Genomic DNA, 16946 nt, shown 5'->3' with positions numbered 1-16946 from the left:
GCGGCCACGCTGCTCGTGCCGCCGCTGCGCCTGCGCGAGCTCGCGCAGGCCGCGCGGCGCCCGGCCCACACCGGCTGAGCTCAGGCGTCGGGCCAGGTCGCCTCGCCCATCACGCCGTCGCCGTCGGCGGGCTTCGTGCCGCCGATCGCGATGACGTCCAGGCCGTCGGGGCCGGCCTCGAAGGCCCGCACGACCTCGGGCGCGACGCGCAGGACGTCCCACTGGCGCAGCTCCTGCACCTCGCCGTCGAGCAGGACCCGGCCGCTGCCGGCCACGACGACGTAGGCCTCCTCCTGCTCGCGGTGGCTGTGGGCGAACGGGCTGCGGAGGTCGGGCGCATAGCGGAAGAGGCTGACGCCGAGCTCGGTGGAGTCGAGGTGCTTGCGGGCGAAGCGGCCCTCGAGACCCTCGACGCGCGCGCCGACCGAGTCCTCGACGTCCATCAGGTTGATCGTGGCGTGACGGGACATGGGCGCGCTCCTGGGGCGGGGGGTGGACGAGGCCTGCGCGGCCCACCCTAACCCGCCGCGAGCGGCGCGCTCAGCCCGTGGTGAGCACGAGCTGGGCGCCCGCGCCCGCCTCCTTGCTCGCGTAGTAGGCGCTCGTGGTCGTCGCGCTCTTCAGGCCCAGGTCGTAGGTGCCGTCGCCGCCGGCGAACGCGGCGGGATCCAGCGTCACCGACACGATGCCGCCCGCGACCGAGGGGTCGACGGGCCCGACGGAGCCGAGCTTGGCCGCGCCGGTGAACGAGGGCATCGTCGCCCAGGTCACGTTGCTCTCCGTCCACGGCGTGAGCCCGTCGGCCAGCGTGCCGCCGATGTGGTAGACGTCGCCGCCGTCCTTGGTCGACTGGGTGACGGCCTTGAGCCTGAGCGTTGCGCCGGTGACCGGTCCGGCCAGCCCGCTCACGCTGAAGCGCAGGTAGGACTGGTAGGTGCCCGCGCGCACCCGGATGGTCGGGTCGGCGCCGTAGTTCTTGGTCGGCGAGCCCGAGTTGGCCTTCACGTCGGCCAGCAGGACGCCGAGCGTCTGGCCGGTTCCACCGCCGGCCGCGACGGCGACGGACCTGGTGACGGTGTCGGTGCCGTTGGGATCGGTGACCGTGAGCGTCACCGGGTAGGTGCCGTCGGCGCCGTAGAGGTGGACGGGGTCGCGCTGCGTGCTCGAGGTCCCGTCGCCAAAGGTCCAGGCGTAGGTCGCCGGGGCGGTGACGGTCGAGCCGTCGGTGAACGTCGCCTGCAGCCCGGAGGTCGACGAGGTGAAGGCCGCCGTCGGGCCGCTGGGCGGCTGGACGGCGCCGTGGCAGGTCAGCGAGCCCGAGTCGCTCGCGCCCGAGCCGACGAAGCGGTAGTCGGCCCCGTTGGTGCCCAGCGTGAGCTTGAGCAGCCCGTAGACGCCGCTGCTCTTGCCGCCGCTGCCGGCGACGAACTCGCGCATGCCCGCCGGGCTGGCGTGGCCGCTGGCGTCGTGGGGCGCGAGGTCCTTGTAGCCGTGGACGTGGCCGTCGACCACGATGTCGGCGCTCGCGTCCATGAGGTCCTGCCACAGGTCCTTCATCTTGGGCGCGCTGCTCAGGGGGTGGTGCCAGAACGCCCCGATGCACGGCTTGCTCGTGGCCGCCAGGTCGGCGCGCAGCCAGGTCTCCTGGGGCGACCCCGCCGCGCACGACACCGGCGTGCAATTGTTGGAGGAGTTGAGCGCGATGAAGTGCCAGGACCCGACGTCGAAGCTGTACCAGCCCTGGCCTCGCGCGCCGACGTTGATGCCGATCGAGGCGAAGTAGTCGAAGTAGCCCGCGGCGCCGGAGGTCTGGTACTCGTGGTTGCCCGGCGCCGGGCGCAGCACGCCGCGCAGGGCCGGGACGCCCCAGCTCGTGCCGAACCAGCTCTTGAACGCCGACAGCGTGCCCGAGTCGTACTGGAGGTCGCCCGGGGCCAGGAGCGCGTCAAGGCGCGTCCGCTGCTGGGTGAGGGCCAGCCCGGCGGTGTAGCGCTGGCTGCAGGCGCCGGGGGTGGTGATGCCCGCGCTGTTGCAGGCGACGTCCCCGGCGGCCATCACCACCTCCCCGGCCGCGGAGGCGATCGAGGTGCCCGCGGTCACGCAGGCGATGCAGCTGAGCAGCAGGGCAACGGCGATCCGGCGCATCGTGCGTCCTCGAATCTCGTCTCGTGGCGTCTTCCGCCTGGAGGCTGGCGGCTGGCGCGACGGTACCGGCGGCCGACCCCAACATCCGTCCAGTTCCGCACTCCCGAACGACCAGGATGGGCGTCAGGCCGGTGACCGCAGAGCCGTGCGGCACGCGGCTCCCGGGGGCCCACCTCGAGATGACGAGAGAAAGGCGGACCCCCGGGCGACCGGCGGCGCGAGCCTACGCCCGGCGCGACGGCCAGTTCCGCCAGTCCGTGCCGTGCGGCCCGTCACGGCGGGGCGGCTGGTCGGACATGGACCGGCGGTCCTAGTGGTTCCGCCAGTCTGTGACCATCGGCACAGGCGTAGGGTCGCAGCGGTGACCGCCAAGTGGCTCATCCCCACCGTGATCTACATCTTCGCCAACGGTGGACTGGGGATCACGAGCAAGTACGCCCTGCGCGACCTGAAGTGGCAGCACCTCATCTTCTGGTCGGGGCTGGGCTACGTGATGCTCGTGATCGTGATGCTCATCATCGGCAAGACGTCGGTGCAGTGGACCGACGGCAGCGGGTGGGCGGCGCTGGGAGCGGCGGCGGTCATCATCGCCCTGTTCATGTTCTTCGTGGCCTTGTCGACCGGCGAGGCCGGCAAGGTCGTCCCGATCTCGGCGGCCTACCCGGCCGTCACCCTGTTCCTGGCCGCGATCTTCCTGTCGGAGGCCGTCACCGTCGCCAAGCTGCTCGGTGTCGCGCTCGTCGTCGGAGGCGTGGCCGTCCTCACCACCGCGGAGTGACCCGATGACCTCGACCACACCTGCCCCCGACGCCGTGCCGGCCGAGCCTGCGGCGCCCGCGCGCGCGACCACGGCCGCCTGGCTCGTGCCGACGATGATCTACGTCGTGGCGCTGGGCGGCCTGGGGGTGACGAGCAAGCTCGCCCTCAAGCACCTCAAGTGGGAGGACCTGATCTTCTGGTCCGGCGTGGGCTACTCCTTCGTGGTCGCCTACTTCCTGGCCACCGGCATCGTGCGGCCGAAGCCGAGCGTCGCGACGGCCTGGGCGATCGCCTCGGCGGTGCTGGCCATCGGCGGCCTCGTCGCGCTCTACATCGCGCTGGACACGGGCCAGGCCAGCAAGGTCGTGCCGATCTCGGCCGCCTACCCGGCCGTGACGCTCATCTTCTCGGCGATCTTCCTCGGCGAGCGGCTGTCGCTGGCCAGGGCGTTCGGCGTCGCGCTGGTCGTCGGCGGAGTCGTGGTGATCACGACGCTCTGACCGCGCTCAGCGCGCCCGGCGCCGCGCGAGGTCCGAGACCGGCCCGAGGTGGGCGAGCTTCTCGGGGTTGATCTGGGACCGCACGCCGACGACGAGCCCGTCGGCGATGTCGAGCACCAGCGTGTTGACCAGCGCGCCGCCGGCGTCGCGGACCAGGCCGCCCGGCTGGCCGTTGACCTGCGCGGGCTCCAGTCGCGCGCCGATCGCGGCGCCCTTGCGGAAGATGCCGACCAGCAGCCGCGCGACCCGGTCGCGGCCGTCGATCGGCCGGGGGAACGCGGTGGCGTTGCCACCGCCGTCGCCGGTGAACACCGCGTCGGCGGCCAGCAGGGCGATCAGGCCCTCGAGGTCGCCCTGCCCGGCGGCGGCGAAGAAGCGGTCGGCGAGGTCGTCGCGCGCCGCGCGCGAGGGCTCGAAGCGCGGGCGCTCGTCGGCGATCCGGCGCCGGGCGCGCACCGCGATCTGGCGGCAGTTGCCCGCGCTCTTGCCGACGATGGCGGCGACCTCGTCGTAGCCGTAGTCGAAGACGTCGTGCAGCAGGAACACGGCGCGCTGCACCGGGCTCAGCCGCTCGAGGACCACGAGGAACGCCATGGACAGCGAGTCGGCCAGCTCGGCCGAGCCGGCCACGTCGCCGGCGGCGTCGGTGACGACGGGCTCGGGCAGCCAGGGCCCGGCGTAGGCCTCGCGGCGCCGGCGCGCCGAGCGCAGTGCGTCGATGGCCAGCCGCGTGGTGATCGCCGACACGTAGGCCTTCGGGGACTCGATCGCGGTGCCGGCCCGCAGCTCGCGGTGCAGCCGCAGCATCGCCTCCTGCACGACGTCCTCGGCCTCGGCCACGCTGCCGAGCATCCGGTAGGCGATGGCGAAGGCCAGGGGCCGCAGCTGCGGGTGCAGCTCGGTCAGGACGGTGTCGGGGTCGCTCATGGCCACAGGACGGGGCAGGGCGGGGACGTGTGACACGACGTGGGGTGTCACAGGACAGGGTGGCGCACCGTCAGGGCCGGTGACACCCCACGAGACGAGGAGCGGACGACGATGCGGATCTTCCTGGCGGGCGCCACCGGAGCCGTCGGCGCGCGGATGCTGCCGATGCTGATCGACGACGGCCACGAGGTGGTGGCGATGACGCGGACGGCGGCGAAGGCCGGCGCGCTGCGCGAGGCCGGCGCGCTGCCGGTGGTGGCCGACGGCCTGGACCGCGACGCGGTGCGCGGCGCCGTGCTGGGCGCCGAGCCCGAGGTCGTCGTCCACCACCTCACGGCGCTGCGCGGCGCGGCGGACTTCCGGCGCTTCGACGCCACGTTCGCGCAGACCAACCGGCTGCGCACGGAGGGCACCCGCCACCTGCTGGACGCCGCGCGCGACGCGGGGGCGCGGCGGATCATCGCCCAGAGCTACGCGGGCTGGCCGTTCGCGAAGGTCGGCGGCCCCGTCAAGGACGAACGCGCCGCGCTCGACGACGCGCCTCCGCGCGCCCAGCGCCGCACGCTGGCGGCGATCCGCGAGCTCGAGCGCTCCGTCGCCGGCGCCCGGGGAATCGAGGGCGTCGTGCTGCGCTACGGCGCGCTCTACGGCCCCGGGACCTCGCTGGAGCCCGGCGCCGACCTCGCCGCGCTCATCGTCCGCCGGCGGATGCCGGTCGTCGGCTCGGGGGCCGGCGTGTGGTCGTTCACCCACGTCGACGACGCGGCGGGCGCCGCCGTGCGCGCGCTGGACCACGGCGCGCCCGGGGTCTACAACGTCGTCGACGACGACCCGGCGCCCGTGGCGGTGTGGCTGCCCGAGGTCGCGCGGCTCCTCGGCGCGCCCGAGCCGCGGAGGGTGCCGCGGTGGATCGGGCGCCTGGCGGCCGGGGAGGTCGGGGTGTCGCTGATGACGCGGGTGCGCGGTGCGTCCAACGCGCTGGCCCGGCGCGAGCTGGAGTGGGCCCCGCGGTACCCGAGCTGGCGGGAGGGGCTCAGCGCCCGCGGCGGCCCATGAGCCCGCGGACGCTGTCGACCAGGCCGCCGCGGCGGCGGGCGGCCGCCGAGCCGCTGCGGCCCTCCTCATGCTGGGCGAACGCGGCCTCGACGGCGCCGGTGTCCGGGCCGGGGCCGACGGGCTCGACGGCGTCGGCGAGGTCGTAGTGCTGGGAGGCCAGCCAGGCCTCGCCGTAGGCCACGCGCCCGGCGCGCTGGGGACGGTAGGCGAACCAGCCCGGCTCGGCGTGCTCGGGAATGGCGTGGGCGACCAGCGCCCGGCCCTCGACGGCCTCGTGCGCCAGGTCGGCCCGCCAGAGCAGCACGTCGCCGGGCTCCAGCGCGACGGTCCGGCGTTGCACGGCGTCGCCCGCCTCCTGCAGGGCGGCGGCGAGGCCCGCGCGGTGGTCCGCGAGGGCCTGCGGGCCGTCGCGCTCGGCATTGTGATGGCGGTAGCGGCCGCTGAAGCGCTCGGCCGGCAGCCGGTGCGAGCCCGCGTGGCAGATCACGGAGGCCGGCCCGAGGGCGACCACCAGCCCGGCGAGCGCCTCGGGCTCGGAGACCGACACGTAGGTCGGGTCGCGGTAGGGGCCGGGATCCGGCGCCCCCGCCTCGCTTCCCACGGCGTCGACGAGCAGCGGCGCCGCTCCCAGCAGCTCGGCCAGCGCGAGGACGACGCGATCGGGGACGAGGACCGCGCGCGCCGCGGCCGACAGGGCGTAGGGATCCACGGGCCCCGCGTCCGGCGCGTCGGTGCGGGTGGCCAGCGACGGGTGGCCGGCCCCCGGCGCACGGACCAGCAGCCGGTCGCGCACCTCCTGCAGCTCGCGGTCGTAGGCCGCGATCGCGTCGCCGTCCACGACGCCCGCGAGCACCACGAACCCGTCCTGGTCCCACGCTTCGCGCATCGCTCCAACCATAGTCGCGCGACGCCCGGGCCCCGCGACGAGGTACACCTTGCGCGGTGGCGCGCTACCACGAGCTCCTGCGCTTCGGCCTGGTGGGCGGCTTCAACGCCGCCACCTACTTCGGGCTGTACGCGGGCGGGGTGCTCATCGGCGTCCCCTACCTGCTCTCGTCCTTCCTCGCCTTCGTGCTCTCGGCGTCGCTGGGCTACTGGCTGCACGAGCACTGGACCTTCAAGGGCGGCGCGCCGTCGGTCCGCGGCTGGCTGGGCTGGCTGGCCGCCCAGGCGCTGGCCACGGGGCTGAACCTGCTGTTGCTCGCGATCGCCGTCGACGGCCTGGGCGCCGACAAGATCCTCGCCCAGCTCGTGCTGCTGCCGGTCACGCCCGCCGCGACCTACCTCGTCGGGCGCCGCTGGGTCTTCAGCAAGGCCTGAGCGCCGGCGCCACGGCCAGCACGGTGACCGTTCCGGGCGCGACCTCGGTCAGCCCGGCGTCCTGGACCTCGGCGGCCAGGCCGCCGGCCCCGCACAGCGCGGCGAAGACCACGGGCGCCGGGACGCGGACGCGCGCCGGGCAGCCCGCCGCGACCCAGCCCGCCAGGTCCGGGCGGGCGGCGGCCATCGTCGCGGCGTGGGCGATCTGGGCCAGCGTCTTGCCCGAGCTCATCTCCAGCGCCGGGTTGACCAGGTAGGTCAGCCGGCCGTCGGCGGCGGCCGGCGGCTCGCCGTCGCCCAGCACCGGGGCGGGCTCCAGCTCGGAGGACATCGCCTGCAGGCGCTCGAGCAGCTCGCCGCGCTCGGAGCGCCGCCGCGGCGGCAGCGCCGCGACCGCCGCGCCGTCGGGGTCGCCGGCCAGGGCGTGGGGGAGGTCGAGCACCTGCGGCCACTGGCCGCCGCGGGCCCGCAGCGTCACCTTGCCGGGCCGGGCGCGCCAGGCGGCGACCGCCTCGGCGTGCGCCGGATCGGCGCCGAAGCGCTCCAGGCAGGCCACCGCGGCCGCGCCGGCCAGCACGCCGCCGGTCTCGAGGTCCTCGAAGGCGCCGCGGCGCACCACGAGATAGAGGCGATAGGGGTCGTCCACCGCGGCGCCACGCTAGAAGGTCGCCGAGAACGGCGACGGCCGAGCGGGGGGGGGGGGGGGGGGGGGGGGGGGGGGGCGTGTCGGCGACCTTCTCGCCGCCGTGGCAGGATGGCGCCGGGTCCGGCCGACGCGTGTGCCGCGCCGGGGACGGCACAATGCCGACCGAGCCCCCGTAGCTCAGCTGGATAGAGCGGCTGCCTTCTAAGCAGCGGGTCGCAGGTTCGAGTCCTGCCGGGGGCGCTGCCCGAATCCCCTTATCCCGTAAGGGTTCTTCGACCACTACGGGGTCAATGTCACACCCGTGTCAGACGGGCATCGGGGCCCGTTGGGCCCGTCTGTGGGTCAACGCCCCCGGGCGGCGGCCGTCCCGTGGGCCATTCGGCGGGCGCTCGGGCTCCTCCGGGGAGCGCATCAGCGGCCAGACCAGCTCATGGTCGACGCCGTGGCGCTCCATCGCCTGGGCATACACGGCGGGCGTCTGCGTGGCCGAGCCGGCTCATCACGAACCGCGGGTCGCACCCGGCGAAGAAGCACAGCGACGCGAACATGCGGCGCAGCGTGTGCGGGGTCACGCGCTCGGGCAGCAGCAGCGCGCAGCGCTCGGCGCGCGCCTCGTTCCGGACTGGACGGTTCAGGACATCTCATCAGCGCTGCAGCGACACCGGCCTTCCCCGGGCCGCTGCACCCCGCCCTGGACCTCGTCGACGCTGACTTCACGTGACGGGCGATGGCGGGTCTCCTGGTGGTGGGGCGCCTGGCGTCCACTGCACGTTGCGGCGGCGCGGCTCAGAGGACGAGGTGTCCGCGCTTGCGGGTCTGGAGGAAGATCTTCTCGAAGGCGACCTTTGCCCAGTGCGCCTGGGGCCCGCTCATGACGTGTGGGTGCTCGGAGGTGCCGAGCACGTGGTCGGCCTTGAAGATGATGCCGTCGTTGCCGGCATCGAGGATGCACATGGCCTCCATCTCGGCGATCGGCAGGCTGCGGCGCTCGCCGCCCTGCAGGTCGGCGGCCAGGTTCTGGGCGGCGACCTTGGCCATGATCTCGCTCATCTGTCCGGTCTTGGGAACGCCGGCCGGGACGGGTGTCTGCTGCGGCGGAGCGATGGCGATGTCGACGCCAGCGCCGTAGACCGTGTCGATCTCGGTGTGGCGGAACTCGTCGTCGACGGGCAGGAAGCCCATCGGATTGCCGAGTCCGTCGGTGTTCCGGATGGCGTCGACGCCGGTAAAGGGTGGCACGATCATCGACAGGGTGAAGGGAAGAACGCGGCCGCCGTCGAGTTCGATCTCGCCGTCGCGCACCTCGGTGATGACGGTGTTGGGGATGCCCTCGATGCCGAGCTGGTCGAAGAGCTTCTCGACACGTCGCTGGGAGTCGGAGACGCCGCCGAGCCCGAAGTGGCCCAGGAACGGCTCGGCGGTGATGTAGGTGACCGGCGCAACGTCCAGCAGGCCGGCCTTCTTGATGCGGTGGTGTGCGTTGAGGAGGAACTCGTAGGAGGCGCCGAAGCACGATCCGCCCTGGGCGGTGCCGACGACGACCGGCCCCGGGTTCTCCAGGAACCTGCTCCAGGCATCACGGGTCAGCAGCGCATGGTCGAGGTTGCAGACCGATTGGGTATATCCGCCGACCGGACCGAGTCCCGGGATCTTCTCGAAGGCCAGGCGCGGGCCGGTGGCCAGCAGCAGGCGGTCGTACGCGAGCTCCTGCCCACCACTCGTGACCAGCGCGCGCGCTTCGAGGTCGAAGCTCGCGGCCGCCTCGTCGATGAACCGGATGCCCTGCTTGGCGTACATCGGGGCCAGCGGGAACGTCACGTCCTCGGGCTCGCGCAGCCCGAACGGCAGCCAGATCAGCGACGGGATGAACGTGAAGTCCGCGCGCGGATCCAGGACGACGACCTCGTGCGTCGCGTCCAGGCGCCTTCGCAGCTCGAGCGCCGCGGTCAGCCCGGCGAAGCTGGATCCGGCGACGACGGCACGCTTGGAGGCAGCAACGGACACGGACGGTCCTTTCATGGCGCGACAGAGACACTCTCAGCTTCCCCCCCAGGGATCCTCGTCGCATCGGGCCTTTGTACGGTGCCCCTTCCGTAGAGGACTCCTGCAGCTCGAGGTGCGGTGGTCGTCGGGCGGCTCCCGGGCCCGTCGGCGGATGTCACTGGTCGATGGTCGGGGTTTGGTCAAGATGGCTGCGGGGATTCCGGTCCTCTGGACAGCAGACCGGACGGCGGTCTGCCGGTAGGGTCGGCGGATGCCTTGTCGATCGGTCGGTCGTCGTGCTGGGCGGGGCGCGATGCTGGCGATGTTCTTGTTGTTGGCGGCGACCTTGCTGCTGCCTCTTGCGGCGCGGGCGGCGACCGGCGATGTGGGCTATCAGGATGCGTCGTGGGGCAGCCTGGGTGGTTCTGCGACGGGCAACAAGGAGAGCAAGCTGTGGTATGCCGATGGCTCGTGGTGGGGCGACCTGTACAACGGCTCGACCGACAAGCACTCGATCCACAGGCTGGACCGGACCTCGAACACCTGGCAGGACACGGGCACCCAGCTTGATCCTCGCAAGAGCACGCGCTCGGACATCCTGTGGGACGGTTCGATCAACAAGCTCTACGTCGCCAGCCACGTCTACCACGACGGCACGCTGAGCGGCAGCGCGCCGAGCACGAGCGCCGGGACGGCGAACGGCAACCGTCTCTATCGCTACAGCTACAACACGCTGTCAGACAGCTACTCGCTGGACAGCGGGTTCCCGGTCACGTTCGCGCCGCACGACGCCGAGACGATGACGATCGACAAGGACTCGACCGGGCGGCTGTGGGCGACCTGGCAGGCTGGGCAGAAGATCTGGTTCGCGCACAGCAACGCGGGCGACGAGGCGTCGTGGACCGCGCCGGTCGAGGTGCCGGGCGCGGGGACGACGTCCAAGGACGACATCTCCTCGATCATCGCCTTCGACAGCAAGATCGGCATCCTGTGGAGCGACCAGGCCGCCGGGCAGATGCGCTTCGCCGTCCATACCGACGGCGCGGCGGACTCGGCGTGGTCGGTGGCCAACCTCAACACGGGCTACAGCCCCGATGACCACATCAGCCTGCGCGCCGACACGGCGGGCAACGTCTGGGCCGCGACCAAGACCAGCGAGACCACCGGCAATCCGTTGATCCTGCTGTCCCGGCGCTCGCCGGCCGGCGTCTGGTCGCACTATGTCTTCGGCCTGGCCCCGCAGCACACGCGCCCGCTCATCCTGCTCAACGAGGCCGCGGGAGAGATCCATGTCCTGGCCACCTGCCCGGAGGCCGGCGCGACCAGCGGGCAGAACGGCGGCGACATCTGCGAGAAGGTCACCTCGATGGCCAGCCCGCAGTTCACCAACGGGCCGGGCACGACGATCATGCACGAGGGCAGCGGCACGCCCGATCTCAACGACGTCACCTCCACCAAGCAGAACCTGACCAGCCAGAGCGGCATCGTCGCCCTGGCCGGTGAGGACACGCTGAACCTCTACTGGCACAGCGACCGTGCGCTGGGCGGCAACCCGCCGGTCGAGAGTGCCCCGACGGCGAACTTCTCGGCGACGCCGACGTCCGGCACCGCGCCCCTGAACGTGCAGTTCACCAACACCACGACCGGCACGCCGGCCCCGTCCTCATATCTGTGGGACTTCGGTGACGGCCAGACCTCCACCGAGGTCAACCCGGCGCACACCTACACCGCCAACGGCACGTACTCGGTCACGCTGACGGCGACCAACGCGGTCGGCCCGGACACCAAGACCCAGACCGGGCTGATCAGCGTGGCCGACGTGCCGGCCAGCGGCGAGCAGAGCTTCCCGGCGGTGGCCGACGCACCGGTCAAGTCCAACAGCCCGACCAAGAACTACGGCACGGCGACATCGCTGCGCCTGCGCAAGGACTCAAGCGCGACCGGTACCAACTACAACTCCTATCTCAAGTTCGACGTCACCGGGCTGACGGGCACGCCGACCTCCGCCAAGCTGCGGCTGTACTCCACCGACGGCAGCCCGGACGGCGGAGCGGTCAGTGCGACCTCATCCTCGTGGACCGAGTCGGGCATCACCTGGAACACCGCCCCGGCGCTGGGGTCGACCATCGGAACCGCCGGCAAGACCGCCAGCGCCGCGTTCGTCGATATCCCGCTGGGCAACCCGATCGCCGCCGACGGCATCTACAGCTTCGCGCTGACGACCACGAGCTCCAACAGCCAGTACTACGCCAGCCGAGAGGCCGCGGCCAACCAGCCGCAACTCATCCTGACCACCAGCGGCGGTGGAACCCCCGGCCCCGGGGCGGTCGTCGCGCAGTTTGCGGCCTCGGCGACCAGCGGGCAGGGCACGCTGGCGGTGGACTTCACCGACCAGTCCACCGGCGGCGCCGACAGCTGGAGCTGGGACTTCGGCGACGGCGGCACCTCGAACCAGCAGAGCCCGAGCCACACCTATACCGCGCCCGGGACCTACACCGTCACGCTGACCGCCACGCGCACCTCCGACGGCGTCTCGGACGTCGAGACCAAAGCCGGGTACATCGTGGTCGCCGACCAGCCGCCGCCTGGGACCACACGCACGATCACCCCGGTCGCCGACGCCCACGTCAAGAACACCAGCCCAACCAGAAACTACGGCACCGCGACGACCCTGCAGATCCGCCAAGGCGACGCCAGCAACAACGTCACGTACCACACCTTGCTGAAGTTCGACGTCACGGGAGCCTCTGGCCCCATCGTCGGCGCCAAGCTCCGGCTCTTCGTCACCGACGCCAGCCCCGACGGCGGCGCGATCTACAAGGTCGGAGACGCGTGGACCGAGGGCGCGGTGAACTGGAACACCGCGCCGGTCCCGACAGGCTCGAGCATCGCCACCATCGGCGGCACGACCGCCGGCCAGTGGATCGAGATCCCCCTCGGCTCCGCCATCACGGGCAACGGCATCTACAGCTTCGAGATCACCAGCTCGAGCACCAACAGCGCCATCTACTCCAGCCGCGAAGGCACCAACCAGCCCGAGCTCGTGCTCCCGACCTGACCTTGGAGGCTGACTCAGAACCTGTCGGTGTCCCGCCCCATGGGAGCGACGCGATGGCGAGCAGCCCGGCAGGACATCGTCGACGGCCCAGACGCCCTACCGCCAGGGGCCGAGCACCTGGCCCGTGCAGGGCTCGACCGCGGCGTCCAGGCCGGCGTCCTGGGCCTTGCGCTCGCCCTCCTGCCGGCGCAGGTCGGCGAGCCTCAGGCGTTCGTGCTCCAGGCGCGCCCGCTCGACCTGGGGCGCGGCGCGTGACGTTGGTCGCCTGGAGGTAGCTGACGATCTCGCCGTCGACCGCCATGCGTGCCTCGATCGGCCTGCGGGACGTGCGGTCGTGACGATGACCAGCGTCGTCAGGTTGGCCGAGGACCACGACGTCGCCACACGAACCGACGGACTCTCCATGGGGTCGAGCCATGCTCCATGACGACAGCGGGGACCAGCCGTCGGCGACCGAAGCGGCGAAGGCCAGGAGCGGGCTGCCGGGCGGTGCGGTGTTCAGGCGCGCGTCAGTTCGTGACTGGGACGCTCGTCGTGGATGGCCAGCGCGGACGGATCCGGGCAGCGGAAGATGCACCTGGGCATCGGTGCTCGCTGGGGCCGCGCCCTTCGCCGCCGGCGCAACTGGATGGATCTCGGCCGATACTGCGTGGTGGGGGCGCTGGGCTACGTCGTCAACCTCGCCGTCTACGTGGCCCTTGTCCACGGCCTGGGTGTCTACTACGTCCTGGCCGCGGCCGGCTCGTTCTCGGTGGCGGTGGTCAACAACTACGTGTGGAACCGCCGGTGGACGTTCGGTCGTCGCCGTGCGCGCCTCGTGCGCCAGGGCACCCGCTTCCTGCTCGTCTCGGTCGTGGCTCTCGGCGCCAACCTGATCCTCTTGCGCACAGCCGTCGCCTCCGGCTTGCCCAAGGTCGTCGCCCAGGCCGTCGCGATCGCGCTGGTGACGCCCGTGAGCTTCGTCGGCAACCGCGTGTGGTCGTTCGCGGCCGAGAAGCCGCCGGACGCCGTGAGCCGGCGTCTGGCCTGGGTGCTGAGCGGCTGCGCCACGACGCTCGGGGCCATGGTCGCCGTCTGGTGCTTCGTGCTGTCCCAGACGCCGGCGCGGCTGGCCAAGCCGAGCGCCGCGCTGATCCACCGGCTCGATCTCTGGTCGGCCGTCACCAACGCCGACCTGCCGGTGCCGACGACCCGGCCCGGCATCGCGGCGGCCGTGCTGCTGACCACGGCGCTCGCATTCGCGGTCTACGCGGCCGCGCTGAGAGCGTGCTGGCGGCGCGAGGCGACGCCGCGCCGGCTGGCGCTGGTCGCCGGGGGGGCGCTGGTGTTCTTCGCGCTGACCGTGGTGGCGCTGCCCACGCTCAATACCGACATCTACGAGTACATGGCCACCGGTCGCGTGGCCGCGGTCCACGGCGCCGACCCGTACGCCGTCGCCGCCGACGCGTTTCCCGGGGACCCCGCCTACGCCTATACCGACCGCCGGTACACGTCGATCCCCGGGGACAACAAGCTCGGCGTCTGGACGCTGCTCGACGTGGGGCTGGCGAAGGTCACTGGACGCCAGGTCGTCGACGGCCTCGTCGCCTATCGGGTCGCCCTCGCGCTCTGCGGGGCGCTGAGCCTGCTGTTGATCGTCCTGCTCTTGCGAAGGCTCTATCCGCGCGCACAGCTGGCCGGGGTCGTCGCCTACGGCTGGAACCCGATCGTGATCATGGGGGCGCCGACCAAGGTCGACTCGGTGATGGTCGCGCTCGTGCTCGCCGGGGCGCTGGCGCTGGTGGCCGGCCACCGGCGCGTCGGTGCGGTCGGCATGGTGCTGTCGGCGCTGGTCAAGCTGGTCACGCTCCCGCTGGTGGCCGTACGTTGGGTGGGGCTGTTGCGCCGCCACCGCTGGGCCGAGCTCGCGCTCGAGGCGGCGCTCGTCGCCGTGACGGTCGCGGTCGTATACGCCCCCTTCGCGGGTGCGCCCGGACTGATGGGACGCGAGCTGCGCCTCCTACAGACCGGTGGCTCGTCGCCTCCGCGCGCCGTGGTGGCGCTGATCTTCGCCCTCGTGATGCTCGCGGTGGGCCTGCGTCAGGACGGGACGCCCCGGCGCATGGTGCGCGGGTGGGCCGTCGTGTCGGTCGCCTTCGCGGCACTGCTCCCGGACCTCGGGTTCTCGTGGTACCTGCTCGTCCCGATCGCGATGACCGCGCTGGCGGCCAGCGCGCCGCTGGTCGCCGCGATGACGGCGATCGGGGTCCTGTCGTTCAGCAGCGACCTCTGGAGCACGGTGGGCCATGGCCCGTTCCCGCGCGACGTGCTGACCATCGCAGCGGCGGGGGTGGCGATCACGCTCGCGGCGGTGCTCGCGGGCCGCGCGCTGCACCGCCGGCGTGCCCCCGCGCCCGTGGCCCGCGCGCGCCCATCGCAGGCCTGGGGCGTGCCCTGGCTCGTGCTGCCCACCTACGACGAGGCCGACAACCTGGAGACCGTGATCGAGGGTGCCCGGGCCGCCCTGTCGTGCGCGGCGCCCGAGGGCTTCGTGATCCTCGTCGTGGACGACGACTCGCCCGACGGGACCGGGTGGATCGCCGATCGGCTCGCAGCGGAACACGCCGAGGTCCGTGTGCTGCACCGCACGGTTCGCGAGGGGCTGGGACCGGCCTACCTCGCGGGCTTCGCGCAGGCCCTCGACGAGGGGGCCGGGTTCGTGTTCGAGATGGATGCCGACGGGTCGCACGATCCCGCCGATCTGGTGCGGCTGCTCAGCGCCGTTCGTGACGAGGGTGCCGACGTGGCGTTGGGCTCCCGTTACGTCGCCGGGGGAGGGGTGAGCGACTGGGGCCGGATCCGGCGGGGGATCAGCCGTGGAGGCTCCTGGTATGCGCGGCAGGTCCTCGGCCTGCCCGTACGCGATCTGACGGGCGGGTTCAAGTGCCTGCGCCGCGAGGTCCTCGAGAGGATCGACCTGCCGAGCGTGCGGGCCCGCGGTTACGCCTTCCAGGTCGAGCTGACCTATCGGGCGGTGCGCGAGGGGTTCGCGGTCGCCGAGGTGCCGATCGTCTTCCGCGACCGGCGCCTGGGCCGGTCGAAGATGTCGGTGACGATCGCGCTCGAGGCGCTCTGGCTGATCCCGGCCATCCGCATGTCGTCGACCGACGACGCGGCGACGGCGCACACGGCCTTCGAGGACCGTCCCGGTGCCGAGCCGGGGCTGATCCCGTTGGGCAGCCCGTCGGTGCCGCCGCCGTGACAGGCCGGTCGCCCGCCGTCGCCCGCCGGCCCGGGGCCACCGCGGTCGCGGGCGCTGCCGCGCTGTCGTCGATGATGGTGGTGAGCACGTGGCTCGCGAGCGGCGCGGCGTCCGGCGCGTCGTTCCTGGTGCCCGCGGCAGGAGACCGGCTTCCCGGCTGGATGGCCGGGGCGTTCGCGGGCGCCGGCCAGACGCGCGGACACGGCGCGCTCTTGGTCTCGGTGCTGGTCCTGGGCGCCGGTTACGCCGTGGTGCTGGCCTGCCGGCCTGCGCTGCCCGCCTCCGTCGTGATCGGCGGGATCGTGGCGCTGCATGTGATCTTCCTGCTGGCTCCTCCGCTGCTCTCCGGTGACGTCTTCAGCTACATCGCCTACGGCCGGCTCGGCGCCCTGCACGGCATCAGCCCGTATCGGTACGGCCCGGACGCGGCTCCGCACGACCCGGTGCTGCGCTACGTCGCAGCGCTCTGGGCCCACACCCCGAGCGCCTACGGGCCCTTGTTCACCATCCCCTCCTACGCTCTGGGATCGCTGGGCATCGCCGCGGGCCTGTGGGGCTTCAAGCTGCTCGCCGCCGCCGCCGGACTGGCCGTCGTTGCGTTCGTCTGGCGGATCGCCGAGGCCCGGGGACGCGACCCGGTCGTGGCGGCCGCGACGGTGGGGCTCAACCCGATCTTTCTGATCTACGCGATCGGGGGCGCCCACAACGACTTGGTGATGCTGGCCATCACCATGCTCGGCGTGCTCCTGGCGTGCACCCGGCGCGAGGCGGGGGGAGCGGCGGCGGTCGTGGCGGGAGCAGCCGTCAAGGCCAGCGCCGCCGTGGTGCTGCCGTTCCTGCTCCTGGGGGGTCCGCAGCCCCGGCGCGCCGCCCTGGGCGGCCTCGCCGCGTTCGCCGCCATCGCGGCGCTTGCCGTCGCGGTGTTCCGAGGGTCGGCGCTCGGGTTCGCGTCCGTGCTGGCACACGCCCACCTCGTGACCAGCAGCAGTCCGGGCAGTGACATCATGGCCTTGATCGGCCGGTTCCCCGGGCGCCGGCCGCTCGGGACCGGGGTGGCCGCGCTCGTGCTCGCCGGACTGCTGTGGGCGGTCTGGCGAGGTGCCGACTGGGTCGCCGGCGCCGGCTGGGCGCTGCTGCTCGCCGCGGGCGCGGGGAGCGCCATGTTCGGGTGGTACACGATCTGGCCGCTGCCGTTCGCCATCCTGACCTCTGATCGGCGGCTGTTGTGGGCCACGCTGTTCATCCAGGTCATGTTCGTCGCCCACCTGGTGCCTGACGTTGTCGCGTAGGTTCCCGCGCCTGCGGCTGATC

Annotated in this window: 14 protein-coding genes and 1 tRNA gene; 8 read left to right on the top strand and 7 right to left on the bottom strand. The window is 72.8% G+C overall.

Annotated features, from left to right (window positions below):
- Positions 1–80: 80 nt before the first annotated feature.
- Both FSW04_RS21460 and FSW04_RS21455 read right to left on the bottom strand, forming a co-directional pair.
- Entirely contained in the window at positions 81–470 is a 390-nt protein-coding gene (locus FSW04_RS21460; RefSeq protein WP_146922246.1) for a cupin domain-containing protein, read from the bottom strand.
- A 70-nt stretch (positions 471–540) separates the two neighbouring features.
- Positions 541–2145 (bottom strand): PKD domain-containing protein, encoded by a 1605-nt coding sequence (locus tag FSW04_RS21455; RefSeq protein WP_146922245.1) that lies wholly within the window; start codon positions 2143–2145, stop codon positions 541–543.
- A 361-nt stretch (positions 2146–2506) separates the two neighbouring features.
- Between FSW04_RS21455 and FSW04_RS26470 the strand changes: the two genes are divergently transcribed.
- Positions 2507–2923 carry an EamA family transporter gene (locus FSW04_RS26470; protein ID WP_187368992.1) on the top strand — a complete coding sequence of 139 codons (417 nt, stop codon included), beginning with the start codon at positions 2507–2509 and terminating at the stop codon, positions 2921–2923.
- 4 nt (positions 2924–2927) lie between these two features.
- Positions 2928–3404, top strand: coding sequence for an EamA family transporter (locus tag FSW04_RS21445; RefSeq protein WP_146922243.1), 477 nt, complete (start codon positions 2928–2930; stop codon positions 3402–3404).
- A 6-nt stretch (positions 3405–3410) separates the two neighbouring features.
- On the opposite strand, the gene FSW04_RS21440 is transcribed toward FSW04_RS21445, so the two are convergent.
- The gene (locus FSW04_RS21440; RefSeq protein ID WP_146922242.1) at positions 3411–4331 is read right to left on the bottom strand and encodes an RNA polymerase sigma-70 factor; all 921 of its coding nucleotides are present in this window, start codon (positions 4329–4331) and stop codon (positions 3411–3413) included.
- Positions 4332–4442: 111 nt separating this feature from the next.
- Between FSW04_RS21440 and FSW04_RS21435 the strand changes: the two genes are divergently transcribed.
- The gene (locus tag FSW04_RS21435; protein WP_146922241.1) at positions 4443–5387 is read left to right on the top strand and encodes an NAD-dependent epimerase/dehydratase family protein; all 945 of its coding nucleotides are present in this window, start codon (positions 4443–4445) and stop codon (positions 5385–5387) included.
- Here the strand turns inward: FSW04_RS21435 and FSW04_RS21430 are convergent.
- Positions 5365–6273, bottom strand: a complete 909-nt coding sequence (locus FSW04_RS21430; RefSeq protein ID WP_187368991.1) for a phytanoyl-CoA dioxygenase family protein — start codon at positions 6271–6273, stop codon at positions 5365–5367. The two genes, FSW04_RS21435 and FSW04_RS21430, sit on opposite strands and share 23 nt — an antisense overlap.
- A gap of 56 nt (positions 6274–6329) precedes the next feature.
- On the opposite strand from FSW04_RS21430, the gene FSW04_RS21425 reads away from it, so the two are divergent.
- Positions 6330–6707 carry a GtrA family protein gene (locus tag FSW04_RS21425; RefSeq protein WP_146922239.1) on the top strand — a complete coding sequence of 126 codons (378 nt, stop codon included), beginning with the start codon at positions 6330–6332 and terminating at the stop codon, positions 6705–6707.
- Here FSW04_RS21425 and FSW04_RS21420 read toward each other — a convergent pair.
- Complete coding sequence (locus tag FSW04_RS21420; RefSeq protein WP_146922238.1) at positions 6694–7353, bottom strand: aminoacyl-tRNA hydrolase; 660 nt, start codon at positions 7351–7353, stop codon at positions 6694–6696. The genes FSW04_RS21425 and FSW04_RS21420 overlap by 14 nt on opposite strands.
- Before the next feature lie 166 nt (positions 7354–7519).
- Between FSW04_RS21420 and FSW04_RS21415 the strand changes: the two genes are divergently transcribed.
- Positions 7520–7593: transfer RNA gene (locus FSW04_RS21415), tRNA-Arg, on the top strand.
- Between the two features lie 546 nt (positions 7594–8139).
- On the opposite strand, the gene FSW04_RS21405 is transcribed toward FSW04_RS21415, so the two are convergent.
- Positions 8140–9357 carry an NAD(P)/FAD-dependent oxidoreductase gene (locus tag FSW04_RS21405; RefSeq protein WP_187368989.1) on the bottom strand — a complete coding sequence of 406 codons (1218 nt, stop codon included), beginning with the start codon at positions 9355–9357 and terminating at the stop codon, positions 8140–8142.
- Positions 9358–9649: 292 nt separating this feature from the next.
- Here FSW04_RS21405 and FSW04_RS28195 point away from each other — a divergent pair, with 292 nt between their 5' ends.
- Positions 9650–12394 (top strand): CBM96 family carbohydrate-binding protein, encoded by a 2745-nt coding sequence (locus FSW04_RS28195; protein ID WP_146922236.1) that lies wholly within the window; start codon positions 9650–9652, stop codon positions 12392–12394.
- A 96-nt stretch (positions 12395–12490) separates the two neighbouring features.
- On the opposite strand, the gene FSW04_RS21395 is transcribed toward FSW04_RS28195, so the two are convergent.
- On the bottom strand, positions 12491–12799 hold the full coding sequence (locus FSW04_RS21395; protein WP_146922235.1) for a hypothetical protein: 309 nt from the start codon (positions 12797–12799) through the stop codon (positions 12491–12493).
- A gap of 133 nt (positions 12800–12932) precedes the next feature.
- Between FSW04_RS21395 and FSW04_RS21390 the strand changes: the two genes are divergently transcribed.
- Together FSW04_RS21390 and mptB are read left to right on the top strand one after the other, a co-directional pair.
- Positions 12933–15635, top strand: coding sequence for a glycosyltransferase (locus tag FSW04_RS21390; protein ID WP_146922234.1), 2703 nt, complete (start codon positions 12933–12935; stop codon positions 15633–15635).
- Positions 15636–15715: 80 nt separating this feature from the next.
- The gene (mptB, locus tag FSW04_RS21385; protein ID WP_187368988.1) at positions 15716–16924 is read left to right on the top strand and encodes a polyprenol phosphomannose-dependent alpha 1,6 mannosyltransferase MptB; all 1209 of its coding nucleotides are present in this window, start codon (positions 15716–15718) and stop codon (positions 16922–16924) included.
- Positions 16925–16946: the final 22 nt, after the last annotated feature.

This window comes from Baekduia soli (assembly GCF_007970665.1).
Lineage (GTDB): Bacteria > Actinomycetota > Thermoleophilia > Solirubrobacterales > Solirubrobacteraceae > Baekduia > Baekduia soli.
Note: the sequence above shows the minus strand (reverse complement) of the source record. Positions and strands in the feature narration are given on the sequence as shown.

What these genes read in the sequence shown, in the direction of transcription:
- FSW04_RS21455 (WP_146922245.1), bottom strand. Translation starts at nt 2,145, where the DNA reads ATGCGCCGGATCGCCGTTGCCCTGCTGCTCAGCTGCATCGCCTGCGTG.
- FSW04_RS21445 (WP_146922243.1), top strand. Translation starts at nt 2,928, where the DNA reads ATGACCTCGACCACACCTGCCCCCGACGCCGTGCCGGCCGAGCCTGCG.
- FSW04_RS21460 (WP_146922246.1), bottom strand. Translation starts at nt 470, where the DNA reads ATGTCCCGTCACGCCACGATCAACCTGATGGACGTCGAGGACTCGGTC.
- FSW04_RS21435 (WP_146922241.1), top strand. Translation starts at nt 4,443, where the DNA reads ATGCGGATCTTCCTGGCGGGCGCCACCGGAGCCGTCGGCGCGCGGATG.
- FSW04_RS21430 (WP_187368991.1), bottom strand. Translation starts at nt 6,273, where the DNA reads ATGCGCGAAGCGTGGGACCAGGACGGGTTCGTGGTGCTCGCGGGCGTC.
- FSW04_RS21395 (WP_146922235.1), bottom strand. Translation starts at nt 12,799, where the DNA reads ATGGAGAGTCCGTCGGTTCGTGTGGCGACGTCGTGGTCCTCGGCCAAC.
- FSW04_RS28195 (WP_146922236.1), top strand. Translation starts at nt 9,650, where the DNA reads ATGCTGGCGATGTTCTTGTTGTTGGCGGCGACCTTGCTGCTGCCTCTT.
- FSW04_RS21440 (WP_146922242.1), bottom strand. Translation starts at nt 4,331, where the DNA reads ATGAGCGACCCCGACACCGTCCTGACCGAGCTGCACCCGCAGCTGCGG.
- FSW04_RS21390 (WP_146922234.1), top strand. Translation starts at nt 12,933, where the DNA reads ATGGCCAGCGCGGACGGATCCGGGCAGCGGAAGATGCACCTGGGCATC.